We start from the raw sequence: 14,062 nt of genomic DNA, 5'->3' as shown, positions 1-14,062 counted from the left end.
ATTCGGTTACAAAAACATTTTTAAAAAAGGAACATTTGTTCTAATCGTGTGGATTAAGCACATGAGGCAGAAAATAAGAGATAGAAAAAGGAATTTAAAGAAAATGAACAGTAGTAATCGATAGAAAGTAAGATCGATACATTCCAAACATTATCTTTCATTACTTCATTGAAAACCTTTCACTCCGATAAATTCAAAAGAAAAGTTTTCCAATAATTCAGTTGAGGAAATTTAGTCGCATTATTGCCGTATAATAATAATTTGAAAATTTAGGTGAGTATCAATGTTAAAAACAAATTAAAGATCGACCTTATTTATGGTATGACAAGGAAAAAACAACTGAGTTTGCCCATCAGCCTGGAGTTTTTGTTCGCCTATTTTTCGTTAATTTTCAATTGGAATCCAATCCCCTTTTACTAAATGGTAAGAAGCAGGTAAGTCTCTTAAAACTTGATAGTTATAAGGTTTTGAGCATTTTCTAATGGGAATACATTTATACAGTATTCAAATTAATCAATAATTAATTTGGGGAATTCATAGGGGCAGAGTAATAAAAACATACAAGATAAAAACGGATATCCATTATTATTTTTTACTTATCTCTTAATCTTCATTTAATTTTCTTCCATCTTTGAATGTCTATATTGATAGAGAAATATTCCTTGATTTCCTATTGAGTTTCTTTGATTGTCCAATCAAATTGTACTTATTGGAAATATATTAATAATAGATGTTGAATTAAAAGGATGTGAAGCGTATGAGAGAGTTTACAAATAATCGTTATATAAAACTAAGGAGAAAGAAATCATATTTTAATCCTGCCCCCATTGAAGTGGATCATTTGTTTGCTCCAACTTCTTGTCAAGATTTATTTCCATATAAAAAAAATTGTTATGAGGGACCACCTGGGCCAAGAGGTCCTCGTGGGTTACGGGGAGTTCGCGGTCCAGTCGGCCCTCAGGGAGAAGCCGGTCCAGCGGGCCCACAAGGGGAACAGGGCATCCAGGGAGAAACTGGTCTAACCGGCCCGCAAGGAGAGCAGGGTCTACAAGGGCCGCAGGGTGAAATCGGTCCAGTCGGTCCTCAGGGAGAACCCGGTCCAGCGGGCCCACAAGGGGAACAGGGCATCCAGGGAGAAACTGGTCTAACCGGCCCGCAAGGAGAGCAGGGTCTACAAGGGCCGCAGGGCGAAATCGGTCCAGTCGGCCCTCAGGGAGAACCCGGTCCAACGGGCCCACAAGGGGAACAGGGCATCCAGGGAGAAACTGGTCTAACCGGCCCGCAAGGAGAGCAGGGTCTACAAGGGCCGCAGGGCGAAATCGGTCCAGTCGGCCCTCAGGGAGATCCCGGTCCAACGGGCCCACAAGGGGAACAGGGCATCCAGGGAGAAACTGGTCTAACCGGCCCACAAGGGGAACAGGGCATCCAGGGAGAAACTGGTCTAACCGGCCCGCAAGGAGAGCAGGGTCTACAAGGGCCGCAGGGTGAAATCGGTCCAGTCGGCCCTCAGGGAGAACCCGGTCCAACGGGCCCACAAGGGGAACCTGGACCTGCATTTGCCCAAGAAGGATTTTCTGCATCGTCCAGTGCGCTGGGGGTATCTTCTACCCAACAAATTTCACAATGGTCAGTCAATTCTCCCTACTACAGCAATATAAACTTCGACGCACTACAGGGGATTTATACGGTCCCTTCAGCTGGAAGGTATGCCCTGTTTGCAACGTTCAATTATCAAACAACCGCAGCGCTCTCAATCACCCTGGGTTCGAATGTCAATCCTGCTTTTATCATGCGGAGGATCAATGATAATACAGATCTGGTCTCAGGACTATTCCCGATCTTAAATGTTAATGTTGTCCTTATTTTGACATTACGGGCAGTACTGGGAAGTGGAACCGTTACATTGGCCGGAGATGTGGAATTAAATGCGGGGGACGAGATAGGATTATTTTATGAGGCGAATGGATTGAATATCTCTTTAAACATAGGGGGAGGAACAGGAGGAATGGTCTGGTCGGTTCATAAAATTGCTGAATCCTAAAATGTATAAAAATGCTTGTAGCTTTTCAGGATTTTTCAGGGGAATGGGGAGCGCGGGGGGGTGGTTCCCATGATGGTTTTGTATAAATATGGAATTTTGATTTCAGGAACTCCTCCCATCAATATTTTCGTACTATGTATGAATCCAGGTTTTGGGGGAATTGGGACCGGTAGGGCGAATGTGGTTATTTAAAGACGGACCAAAAAGGGTTAAATCATACTCACCAGAATTTTTTCTAATAAGAGAGATTTAACAACAATAAAAAAGCCATAAATAGCCTCTTATTCCACTAAAAGACCACAACCCTGCAAAGCGAATGTGAAATTTTATTTTTAAACTACCAGATTTTTTAATATTAAAGGCTTTACTGCTGAAAAAACTACCTATTTAAGGACGATTCGTTTAAAGCGATCGTCTTTTTGTATTTGCCTATTTTTTGTTACATCAACGGTGCGATCCGGTTAGATTCTTGCAGGAACTGCTGTGCATATAGCAACATTCGGATAATAGTATAGAAGAGGATAGAGATGATAAGGTTCACACCCAGCAACCAGCCATTTCCGTATTCATTATCTCTTTGTATATCGGTTGGCATAACTAGAAGCTACGAAAGCGTCAGGTTTAATTTTCGGTTCTACGCCTATGGCTTCCATCCTTGCCACCATTTCCTTTACAAATTTACTTGTTTTATTCTTCTTCCCCTTTCCAATATCAATATGCCCCTCCATTGTAAATGTAGCCCCAGCATAAATGTAAGGAAGGACGATATTAATTAACTGATTTTTTCTTTTCTCAGTGAATAACGACACTATTTCTTCTGATAATGATAACTCATATGAGATTCGCTCATGCAAATGCAGCATTTTTCTGGGGATTACCACTTTTCTTATACATGCCCATATACCCTTTCCTTCATTTAATATCACAATTCCTGTTATGAAGGTAGTGTGCGAGTGATGAACTTGAGAATCAGTTCCAACCATTAATCGATAGTGGCCATTTGGTTCTGATCGCATGAACTTCACAATATGTTCAAAAACCTTTTCGAATGACATTCCCGTTTCCTGTAGATTTTGAAATGAATAGTGATTTTCCTTACAGTTTTTCATCTTGTCAAATCACTGCTTTCTTAACCAATTTGTGAATGTAAAGATTAGTTTTTATCTATATCTTATGATGACAACTTATTATAGTGAAATGAAAATAATGCACTCAATTATGGTTTACCTGAGTCTATACATAATGAAGTGGTTTCCTGCTTGCCGTTGCTGATTGCTACAATTGCCGGGAGTGTGTTTAGTAATAGGAAAAGATTCATACAGCTTGAAGATTTACATTCATTTGTGGCTTATTTTCAGGTTATCGAACGTGTGTTCTTTATAATGGAGAAATACAATGAATAAAGGTGGTGCTTTAAATGACAAGTAAAAAGAGATGCACCATTGGAATACTTGAAATCATACAGATGTACGGAGCAACTGAAATTGGCCGGAGAGTCAATGTATCTATCAGTTATATCAATTCAGTTTTATAAAAAAGAATATGTAACAATTTAGAGAGGAAATGCAGTCAAATCATCCAAAAGTGATGATATTACGGATGTGTGGGCGGCTTGGAACAAGTTATGACAACAAAATAAAAAGTTCACTAGGAGTCTTATTTAATGAGTAGAAGGGTGTTAGTATAACTTAAGTACTTTTAATATTTTTCAGGTTTACATAATATATATTATCGGAAGTTAACTGAAATAATCAAATCCAGTCTCGTATCACAAGTATACTATTAACATTGAGACAGAATAAAAAAATAAGAACTTAACCCATTTCAAATGTTTTATACTTTGATTTAATCTATTTAGTTATCTCATCCTGACTTTCGTATTGAAACTATTTATCAAGTGGATTCAATGTTTTTATAAATGTAAATACCCATGGTTTCAGAAAAATGATTCTCTATTTCATCGTTCTATTATCTGACTATTTACTTGTTGATTTTAGGGATGAATTGCTACGATATTTGAGTCCTGATCGTTCTCCAGGCGCTGGTTTTACAAGTTCTTTATATTAGTTTACATAATATCAAAGTTACAATACTTACTGGTGTCATTCTTTTTTCAATATTAAATCATTCAATTAATTTGATTGAAACTCTTTATCCAATTGAATTCCTCCCAACGGTTCTGCCCTTCTTCTATACCTACGGCAGGCAAACACTTTACTCACAAAGAAATAAGCATAAAGAGTCCAAGTGGTCCTCTCTATGCTTGTGCATCATTTAAGCAAATATTGCCTCGGTTTACCGAAATACAGCGTTTGCTGATATTCCGGAAATATAGATTCGAAACAGATAATGATCGGTGCATCCAGGAGCCATGGATGGTAGGTGTAAAAACCTTTATCACCGTTCACTATTGCTGCTAACGCCAGTGGCAGCTCCCTTTTGAAAATCATAAATCGAACGTTGGAAAGTTGCTGATCGAATTCTCCCTCACTCACATATACTTTCCCGGTTAGTGTATATTGACCAAGGTTCCGTTTCCATTCCCCTAACACTTCGTCCCTCATTGACGGATTAATCTTCTCCAGATCAAAATGGCAGCCGATACTAAGAAACATTGCGCCTGTAGTATCGGAATGAGTCAGTGTATACTTACGGTTATCGATTGGATTGAAGATGGATGCTGGCGGTAAATACTGAACGGATAGCTTTTCTGGCTTGAAATCACTCATGTATAAGCCTCCTTTTCCTTTACAAAAATGGGCTTACAACAGAGTATGACAAGAGCCTACAAAGGTTACACTCTTAATTTTCTCTCCATTTGATTTTAATCAATTTCCATTTTTCATCTTCATAATACCAATAGGAAGTAGCTGTACCGATTCCATCAGCATGATAAGCCCCGCTAATTTGCTGGTATCCTTTTAGTCCTTTGCCGGACTTACCAAAGATTTTGGCTGGTTCAAAAAAAGCATATGGTCCCACCATTAATTCCATTGGTTCATTTAATTTCCCATCGGTATAGATTCCTAATCTATCATAATCTTCTTTCCGATCGCTTAAGTCCACTGTGTAGGATTGATTTGTATCTACAAACGTAATGGATGCTTTGTATTGATCTTCAAACTGTGCTTGAATCGTAAGTGGCTCAGGCAGCCCGATATCAACCAGTTTATTATGAGCTAATGTATGGAGAGCCATATTGTAAATCCCTCCGCTTCCCCCCGTGGCAGAGGAATACAGCATATCCTTTATTCCATCATGATTTAAATCAACGAATTGAATTTTCGGTTCATATCCGCCCTCATAATCAATTCGGATGTCACTTCCTTTGGACGTTTTAATATCTGCCCAAACTTGCTTGAGAAACAGGGCGTCAGGAGAAAATGGAATCGCCTTGAGTGTAATTGTATCCTTCTTACCATCGCCGGTTACATCTTTTTTATAAACGTTTATGGTCATTTCATTCACCGGCTGTTTTTCCTGTGGTCCTTCAGAAAAGTTTCCAGCTATGGCATGGAGTGACATTATAAAGAAAGCACCGAATGCAAATAGTAATTCTCTTCTCATGATTCTCTCTCCTTGGTTGAAAAATATTCGCTATTATTTTCTCCAAAGAAGGAAATTCTATGTAAGGATTATGGCTTTTCTTTTATATAATCCAGCACCGCTTGACGAATGAAGCTATTCTTTTCACCGAGAGTTTGAACCATTTGCACCAAGTCATCTTTGGAGAAGCTGCTAATTTCAGCTGAAAAGGAAATTGTTTCATTTTCCCTAAGCTCTTTATGATCTTGCAGGAAAAAAACAAGTGCAGCGATATGCTTACAGTAACCATTAAACGGACAGGTGCAAATGCTTTGTTCAAACTGATCCAGATAAACGATGGTATCATAATCGTCCCCTTTACCATTCACCACTCCATGAACATGGGTAGGAAATATGTCTGCATCTAGGATTCGATTTCCTCTATAGTATGTCAATCCTCTTTTCATGATGGTTTCATTTACATGAATCTCCATTTCAATCATTAATCCACTGAAATCATGCATCTTATACGCCTCCACTATGTATATTCAATAAAAAACCAACCCCTCAAGGTTGGTCTTTTCATGCTATTTCTGTTCTGTTGCCTCAGGCTTTGCTTCCCAGCTTTCAATTCCTTTTAATCCCTTAATGGAGTTGGAGTAGAAAACGGGATCTTTTCCCTGTCTTTTTTGTTCCCTATAATCCTTTAATGCTGCAATGGCAATCTTGGCAAGTAGTGTAATGGCAATCAAGTTGATGATCGCCATCAGACCCATAAATAAATCTGCCAGGCTCCATACGATATCCAATTTCACAACTGCTCCGAATATCACCATGCCGAGTACCGCCATTCGGTAGATGAAAAGTGTTACCGGACTGTATTTAATAAACTCGATATTGGTTTCCCCATAATAATAGTTTCCAATAATCGAACTGAACGCGAACAGGAATATGGCGACAGCAACAAAAGTATCTGCCCATGCCCCTACATGGAAGCTTAAGGCTGCCTGCGTCAACTGTATTCCATCGATCCCGGTTGTATATTGATCAGATAGGATGATCATGAAGGCGGTTGCCGTACAGATCAGCAATGTGTCTGTGAAGACACCAAGCGTTTGAATAAGCCCTTGTTTAACCGGATGAGTAACCCCGGCAGATGCAGCTGCGTTCGGTGCACTACCCATACCTGCTTCATTCGAGAATAAGCCTCGTTTGATCCCCATCATAATGGCTGCTCCCACTCCACCGCTTGCTACTTCCCGAATACCGAACGCATTTTCAAAAATGACGACGAACATATTTGGAAGCATCGTGATATTAGAGATGAGAATAAAGAAAGCAAGAATGAGATAGAGTACCGCCATGATTGGAACGACAATCTGGGTGACACTGGCAATACGCTTGACGCCACCGAAGATCACTAATGCTGTCAGCACAGCAAGGATGATTCCCACTGTCATACGATCGAATGAGTACGCTTCTTCCATAGCAAGTGAAATCGTATTGGACTGTACTGAGTTAAATACAAGACCAAAACAAAAGGTGATAATGACGGCGAACAGGATTCCCATCCAACGGGCATTCAATCCTTTTTCCATGTAGTAAGCAGGACCGCCACGGTATCCGTCCTTCCCGTCTTTCACTTTGTAGATTTGAGCAAGTGTACTCTCCACGAAGCTTGTTGCCCCGCCTAGTAAGGCGATCAGCCACATCCAGAATACGGCTCCCGGTCCTCCGCCTGCGATCGCGGTTGCAACACCGGCAAGGTTCCCAGTACCGACGCGAGACGCGGTACTGATTGTGAATGCCTGGAAAGAAGAGATCCCCCGCTTTCCCTCCGAAGAAATGGTCGTTTTATCAGTTAATAGTCTTCCCATTTCCCCTAAATAACGAAACTGTGCGAATCTTGTACGTAACGAGAAGTATAATCCAAGCCCGATCAATGCAACGATCAGTATGTATGACCACATATAGTCATTCAAGGTACCTACTATACTTGTTAATAACTCCATAAATGTTCCCCCTAGATGTTTTTAGATTATGACAAATAATGTATGAACCTATGTATGTTTACCCTTTAAGACACTGTTTTAATCTATCAAAAAAAAGTTATCCCTTCAACTGATAAATTCATATTGTTGAAATAATATTAATTGTTGTACAATTTTATATAGGCATTGTACAACAATAGTGAATAAACATGCTTTTTCCATTCATTTATCAGTGTATGACGTAAAAAAAACGACCAGAAATGGGAGCTGGTCGTTTTTAGAAATACTATTCTTTCGTATCAGGAAGCAGTGATTCTGTCCATGTTTCACAGATAGTGCCGCTATCTCCTTCATCAATAATGAATGAGCCATTTGAGTAGCGGTCATTTGGTCTAAGGTCTTTGATGAGTACCTCATCTGTTTTGCCCTTTTTCGTAATTAGTCCTACTTTATCTGTATCTTTTACTACTTCAATGCTCACCACTCGATGTGGATTGGACTTCAATTCCCGGAGCATGATGACACCGCGTTTGGCACGGGAGGTTTTTTCGAATTCAGCTAATTTCATTTTCTTCACGGCCCCACGCTGGGTAGCCAGGAAAATAAAGTCCTTCGCTGTATTTTTTATGATCTTACCGGATACTACAAAGTCGTCATCCTTCAGGTTAATTCCTTTCACGCCGGCTGCCCTTGGTCCCACGATGTTCGCATCTTCTTCTGCAAACCAAAGTCCATAGCTTAAGTGTGTAGCGATGAATACATCGTGTGACCCATCTGTTATGTGGACATCCACCAACTCATCGTCACCTTTAAGGTTGATCCCTACAAGAGGACGGGAGTATCGCTGTGCTTTATACTGTGGAAGCTCTGACCTCTTGATCATCCCGTTCTTAGTGACAAACAGTAAATAATGGGCTGGATCAAACTCTTTAACCGGAATCGCTTTTAGTACCTGTTCATCCCGGTCGATCGGCACGATATTCCCTACGTGCTGACCAAGATCCTTCCACCTGATATCCGGAAGTTCATGAACAGGGCAATAGATATAATTCCCTTTGTTCGTAAACACCAGGAGGACATCTGTTGTGTTCATTTCGTACTGGCCGAGAAGCCTGTCTGTTTCTTTCATGGCGAGATCCTGACCATTTGATGCAGAATAAGAACGAAGGCTGGTCCGTTTCATATAACCATCACGGGTCACGGTCACCATGACATCTTCACTTGCGATCAGAACTTCAAGATTGATCTTGATTTCTTCGATCTTTTCCTCTATTTGAGTTCGTCTGGCATCAGCAAACCGCTTTTTGATCGCTTTTAATTCTTTTTTGATCACACTGTAAAGCTTGCTTTCGCTTTCTAGGATAGCCGTTAGTTCTGCAATCGTTTTCGCCAATTCTTCCGCTTCTGCCTGCAGTGCTGTAATGTCCGTATTCGTCAAGCGGTATAGCTGTAAGCTTACAATCGCTTCTGACTGTGCTTCCGTGAATTGGAACTTCTGAATTAAGTTATCCTTAGCGTCACGTTTATCCTTCGAGGCACGGATCGTTGCTATTACCTGATCTAATATTGACAATGCTTTCATAAGACCTTCAACGATATGCTGACGGTCCCTTGCTTTATTTAGATCATGTCTGGTCCGATTGGTCACCACTTCTTTTTGATGCTGTATGTATGCATCCAACAGTTCACGAAGTCCCATCAATTTAGGACGTCGGTTATGTATGGCAACCATATTAAAATTATAGGTTATTTGAAGATCACTGTTTTTATAGAGGTAGTTTAAGACCCCTGAAGCATCTGCGTCCTTTTTCAACTCGATAACGATGCGCATCCCATCTCGATCGGTTTCATCACGGACTTCTGCAATCCCTTCCACTTTACGATCGACGCGGAATTCATCCATCTTTTTGACGAGATTCGCTTTGTTGATCTCATACGGAATTTCCGTTATGACGATTTGTTGTTTACTCCCGCGGATGTTTTCAATATCTGCTTTCCCCCGTACAACGACTTTCCCTTTTCCGGTTTCATAGGCTTTCCTGATGCCATCGACACCTTGGATGATGCCACCTGTCGGGAAGTCTGGTCCTTTTATGACCGTCATGAGGTCATCTACTGAACTCTCTGGCTTTTCCATCCGCATGATGGTTGCATCAATTACTTCACCGAGGTGATGAGGTGGGATATCTGTCGCATAACCTGCGGATATCCCTGTGGAACCGTTGACGAGTAGGTTGGGGAACCGTGACGGCAATACGGTCGGTTCACTTGATGTATCGTCAAAGTTCGGAACAAACTCCACGGTTTTTTTATCGATATCACGAAGAAGCTCCATGGAAATCGCAGAAAGGCGGGCTTCAGTGTAACGCATGGCGGCAGGTGGATCCCCGTCGACACTACCATTATTACCGTGCATTTCAACCAGGTAGTTGCGGACCTTCCAGGTTTGGCTCATACGCACCATGGCATCATACACAGATGTGTCACCATGGGGATGATAGTTACCAATAACGTTACCGACAGTTTTAGCTGATTTCCGGAACCCTTTTTCCTGGGTGTTCCCATCTACATACATGGCGTAAAGAATACGTCTTTGTACAGGTTTCAATCCGTCACGTGCATCCGGCAATGCACGCTCTTGAATGATGTATTTACTATAACGTCCAAATCGGTCGCCAAGCACCTCTTCCAGAGGTAAGTCTTGATATCTTTCTACAGTTGTCATGTATTAGCCCTCCTCTGTGACCGTAATGTTTTCGTTTTCCAGAATGCTCCCGTCTTCTTCTAATCCAAAGGCAACATTGCTTTCAATCCATTTACGGCGCGGCTCTACTTTATCCCCCATGAGTGTGGTCACCCGTCGTTCAGCTCGTGCAGCATCATCAATACGGACACGGATCAGTGCACGTGTTTCAGGGTCCATCGTCGTTTCCCACAGCTGATCGGCGTTCATTTCTCCAAGACCTTTATAACGCTGGATCATATAGCCTTTTCCAACTTTAGAAATGGCTCCTTGAAGCTCTTCATCCGTCCAAGCGTATTCAAGCTTCTGCTTCTTTCCAGTTCCTTTACTTACTTTGTAAAGAGGAGGAAGTGCAATATACACTTTCCCTGCTTCTAATAGTGGTTTCATATAGCGGTAGAAGAATGTCAGTAATAGAACCTGTATGTGAGCTCCATCTGTATCGGCATCGGTCATGATGACAATTTTGTCATAATTGATGTCGTCCACATTGAATTCTGGACCCACTCCACCTCCAATGGCATGAATAATCGTATTGATTTCTTCATTTTTGAAGATGTCCTGAAGCTTAGCTTTTTCCGTATTGATGACTTTCCCCCGAAGTGGAAGAATCGCCTGGAATTTACGATCCCGACCCTGTTTAGCAGAGCCTCCTGCTGAATCGCCCTCAACCAGGTAAAGCTCGTTACGCTGAGGGTTTCTCGATTGAGCCGGTGTTAACTTTCCGGATAGGACGGTTTCAGAGCGCTTTCGTTTCTTTCCGTTACGTGCATCTTCTCTTGCTTTGCGTGCGGCTTCACGGGCCTGAGCCGCTTTAATGGACTTCTTGATAAGAAGCGAGCTTGTATCAGGATTCTCTTCTAAGAAATAAAGAAGATGCTCTGATACGACAGCATCCACAGCGGACCGTGCTTCACTTGTTCCGAGTTTGCCTTTTGTTTGACCCTCGAACTGAAGGAGGTGCTCTGGTATACGCACGGAAACGATACTGGCCAGCCCTTCGCGAATGTCGGTTCCTTCAAGATTTTTGTCCCGATCTTTAAGAATCCCAACCTTACGGGCATATTCATTAAAGACACGAGTCATGGCCGTCTTAGCTCCGGCTTCATGTGTTCCCCCGTCTTTTGTGCGTACATTGTTTACAAAGGATAATATGTTTTCTGAAAATCCATCATTAAATTGAAAAGAAAATTCGACTTCGATAGTATGATGTTCCCCTTCAAAGAAGGCTACGTTATGAAGGACGTCTTTTTCTTCGTTCAGATATTGTACAAATGCCTGGATCCCGCTTTCGAAATGAAAGACTTCTTTCTGATCATGACGTTCATCAATGATCTCGATTTTTAACCCTTTAAGCAGGAAAGCAGACTCCCTTAGTCGTTCACAAAGTGTTTCATAGTTATAAGTGGTATTACTGAAAATCACCGGATCGGGTTTGAAATGGATACACGTACCGGATTTTTTTGTTTTTCCAATCTTCTCAAGAGTGGTCTCGGGCTTTCCACCATTAACAAAGCGCTGTTCATATTTCATACCATCTCGTTCAATCGTGACGACCAGCCATTCTGAAAGTGCGTTTACAACAGAGGCGCCGACACCATGCAGTCCGCCGCTTGTCTTATAACCGCCTTGACCAAATTTCCCACCTGCATGAAGAACGGTCAAGATGACTTCAGGTGTGGGTTTACCGAGCTTATGCATACCCGTCGGCATACCCCGTCCCTTGTCTTGAACTGAAATGCTATTATCTTTATGTATTGTAACGATAATCTCATTCCCGAAGCCTGCTAATGCTTCATCGACTGAGTTATCGACAATTTCGTAAACTAAGTGATGCAAGCCTCTAGAATCAGTAGAGCCTATATACATCCCAGGTCTCTTTCGGACGGCTTCTAAGCCTTCTAATACTTGAATGGCATCATCATTGTAATCCATGGTCTTATTCTGGTTGGCCACGAACATTCCCCTTTCAAAACTTCTCTAACCATAATAGATTGTTTCTTTGTAAGCTATTATTGGTTTTCTCTCTATTAACTATAACACAAGAACGTCTGTTCGTTTACCTGGAATTCGTCATTTCTGAGGTAAACCACTATTGCTTATTGTAGCGTTTTATTTGATTTTCGCAAATGGAATTTCCGTGAACCGATTAAAATATCCCCGTTGATCCCAGGTTTCTTCCAATCGTTTTCGTGATATGGGTACGAAAAAAACAAGCGGTAAGAGCCGCTTGTTACAAGTGAGAATTATTTGGTTAAAGCATGTTCAACCTTAATACAGCGATCCATTATAACTGTATACCCACGTTCCTTTAAAAAGCGATAAGCCTCTTCATTCACGACACCAAGCTGTGCCCAAAATACGTTTGAATCAATTTGATCAAATTCTTCCGCAATTTGCGGCAAAAATTCTGAGCGGCGAAATACATTGACGATATCAATCGTTCCATTGATTTCCTTTAGAGAGGATACAGCCTTTACTCCTAATGCCGACTCAATGGTGGGGTTTACAGGGATGATATCATATCCCTGATCCTGCATCGCCTTGGATACCATATATGATGTCCGTTCTGGATTATCGCTTAAACCAATCACTGCGATGCGTTTTGATTGGTTGAGTATGTGGCCTATTTCATGCCGGGATGGATTCTCCATAGGTGATTTCAACTCCTTCATTGATTCATAACACTTTTATTCTTCAACTGTTTCTTAAGTCCTATTCTTCTTTTATACCATATTTCCCTTCAATTTTTCAAAATTTTATAAAATTACTTAAATAAAAAGAAATGTCAGGAGGACCAGAGATGGTTTTGTGGACTCATCCCTTCTACTTCCATGCCTGACACTCCTTTCTCTCCTACTTTTCGATCAATCCTTTAGATATAAGAAAATCCCGTGCAACATCTTTTGGGTCCTGTTTATCCATATCCACTTTGGCATTCAGTTCGCTCATCTCTTCTTCCGAGATTTTGCCTGCCAACTCATTCAAAACTTCCTCTACTTCTGGATGCTCTTTCAGCACCTCTTGACGGATAATCGGTGCAGCATCATACGGTGGGAAGAATCCTTTATCGTCCTTCGTTGTTTTTAAATGATAACGTTGGATACGTCCATCTGTTGTAAAAGCAGGAATAATGTCTACATCCCCATTTTTAACCGCTTCATACATAATGTTCGGGTCAAAGCTTTCCTTCTCTTTGAATTCAAATCCGTATGCTTCAGAGAAGGCATCGTATCCGTCCCCTTCACGTTCGTAGAACTGGTGGGGTGCACCGAAACTCAAATCCTTTGAAAGTGGCACAATGTCGGAAAATGTCTTTGCATTAAAGTCCTGATCCTGTGTATAGGCAAGGGTATATGTGTTTTCAAAACCTAATGGCTTAAGCCAAGTAACATCAAACTTTTTTTCGTATCCTTTACGGACTTGTGAAAGGATTTCTTCTGCTGAAGCACCTTCCTTGGCTTGTTCTTTCAGTACAGCTTCAAGTCCTGTACCGGTATATTCCACATACACGTCGATGTCGCCTTTTTCAAGAGCGGGTGTCAGGATGGAGACCTCCCCTAGCCCTTCCTCAACTTTTACATCCAAGTCTGTTTTTTCCTTGAGGAGTTCAGCCATCATTTGAGTTAAAATAAATTGTTCTGTCCACATCTTTCCTGATACTGTGATGGTGTCTTTTCCCCCGCCATTTCCGCAACCTGCGATTACGACGGATAATACAATGAATAATATAAATGCCTGTAATTTCTTTTTCATTCTTAC

The 14,062-nt window shown here is 41.3% G+C and carries 10 protein-coding genes; 1 reads left to right on the top strand and 9 read right to left on the bottom strand.

Translation table 11 applies throughout. The annotated features are described in order from the left end of the window. Positions 1–757 precede the first annotated feature (757 nt). Positions 758–2,041 (top strand): collagen-like domain-containing protein, encoded by a 1,284-nt coding sequence (locus BAA9072_RS24510; protein WP_201714997.1) that lies wholly within the window; start codon positions 758–760, stop codon positions 2,039–2,041. Positions 2,042–2,610: 569 nt separating this feature from the next. Here the strand turns inward: BAA9072_RS24510 and BAA9072_RS12360 are convergent. The 9 genes from BAA9072_RS12360 to BAA9072_RS12320 form a co-directional block, all read right to left on the bottom strand. Then, positions 2,611–3,096, bottom strand: coding sequence for a ribonuclease H-like YkuK family protein (locus tag BAA9072_RS12360; protein WP_230980848.1), 486 nt, complete (start codon positions 3,094–3,096; stop codon positions 2,611–2,613). Between the two features lie 1,215 nt (positions 3,097–4,311). Beyond that, complete coding sequence (locus tag BAA9072_RS12355) at positions 4,312–4,770, bottom strand: staygreen family protein (RefSeq protein ID WP_201714995.1); 459 nt, start codon at positions 4,768–4,770, stop codon at positions 4,312–4,314. A 73-nt stretch (positions 4,771–4,843) separates the two neighbouring features. Then, complete coding sequence (locus BAA9072_RS12350) at positions 4,844–5,608, bottom strand: hypothetical protein (protein WP_201714994.1); 765 nt, start codon at positions 5,606–5,608, stop codon at positions 4,844–4,846. Between the two features lie 68 nt (positions 5,609–5,676). Next, a complete protein-coding gene (locus BAA9072_RS12345; protein ID WP_201714993.1) occupies positions 5,677–6,090 on the bottom strand; it encodes an SWIM zinc finger family protein in 414 nt (137 codons plus the stop codon). Positions 6,091–6,153: 63 nt separating this feature from the next. Further along, a complete protein-coding gene (locus BAA9072_RS12340; protein ID WP_201714992.1) occupies positions 6,154–7,578 on the bottom strand; it encodes an alanine/glycine:cation symporter family protein in 1,425 nt (474 codons plus the stop codon). A gap of 265 nt (positions 7,579–7,843) precedes the next feature. Then, positions 7,844–10,282, bottom strand: a complete 2,439-nt coding sequence (gene parC / locus BAA9072_RS12335) for a DNA topoisomerase IV subunit A (RefSeq protein ID WP_201714991.1) — start codon at positions 10,280–10,282, stop codon at positions 7,844–7,846. Positions 10,283–10,285: 3 nt separating this feature from the next. Further along, the gene (parE, locus tag BAA9072_RS12330) at positions 10,286–12,256 is read right to left on the bottom strand and encodes a DNA topoisomerase IV subunit B (protein WP_330999292.1); all 1,971 of its coding nucleotides are present in this window, start codon (positions 12,254–12,256) and stop codon (positions 10,286–10,288) included. Positions 12,257–12,546: 290 nt separating this feature from the next. Continuing rightward, positions 12,547–12,954 carry a CoA-binding protein gene (locus BAA9072_RS12325; RefSeq protein ID WP_201714990.1) on the bottom strand — a complete coding sequence of 136 codons (408 nt, stop codon included), beginning with the start codon at positions 12,952–12,954 and terminating at the stop codon, positions 12,547–12,549. 202 nt (positions 12,955–13,156) lie between these two features. Continuing rightward, positions 13,157–14,056: an ABC transporter substrate-binding protein gene (locus BAA9072_RS12320; RefSeq protein WP_201714989.1), complete on the bottom strand. Its 900-nt coding sequence runs from the start codon at positions 14,054–14,056 to the stop codon at positions 13,157–13,159. Between the last annotated feature and the right edge of the window lie 6 nt (positions 14,057–14,062).

Origin of the sequence: Rossellomorea arthrocnemi (assembly GCF_904424705.1) — a bacterium.
GTDB lineage: Bacteria > Bacillota > Bacilli > Bacillales > Bacillaceae_B > Rossellomorea > Rossellomorea arthrocnemi.
The sequence above is the reverse complement of the archived record's forward strand: the minus strand, read 5'-3'. Positions and strand labels throughout refer to the sequence as shown.

Excerpts from the sequence above, each read along its gene's own strand:
- BAA9072_RS12340 (WP_201714992.1), bottom strand. The coding sequence starts at position 7,578 with ATGGAGTTATTAACAAGTATAGTAGGTACCTTGAATGACTATATGTGG.
- BAA9072_RS24510 (WP_201714997.1), top strand. The coding sequence starts at position 758 with ATGAGAGAGTTTACAAATAATCGTTATATAAAACTAAGGAGAAAGAAA.
- BAA9072_RS12325 (WP_201714990.1), bottom strand. The coding sequence starts at position 12,954 with ATGGAGAATCCATCCCGGCATGAAATAGGCCACATACTCAACCAATCA.
- BAA9072_RS12355 (WP_201714995.1), bottom strand. The coding sequence starts at position 4,770 with ATGAGTGATTTCAAGCCAGAAAAGCTATCCGTTCAGTATTTACCGCCA.
- parC (WP_201714991.1), bottom strand. The coding sequence starts at position 10,282 with ATGACAACTGTAGAAAGATATCAAGACTTACCTCTGGAAGAGGTGCTT.
- BAA9072_RS12320 (WP_201714989.1), bottom strand. The coding sequence starts at position 14,056 with ATGAAAAAGAAATTACAGGCATTTATATTATTCATTGTATTATCCGTC.
- BAA9072_RS12360 (WP_230980848.1), bottom strand. The coding sequence starts at position 3,096 with ATGTCATTCGAAAAGGTTTTTGAACATATTGTGAAGTTCATGCGATCA.
- BAA9072_RS12350 (WP_201714994.1), bottom strand. The coding sequence starts at position 5,608 with ATGAGAAGAGAATTACTATTTGCATTCGGTGCTTTCTTTATAATGTCA.
- BAA9072_RS12345 (WP_201714993.1), bottom strand. The coding sequence starts at position 6,090 with ATGCATGATTTCAGTGGATTAATGATTGAAATGGAGATTCATGTAAAT.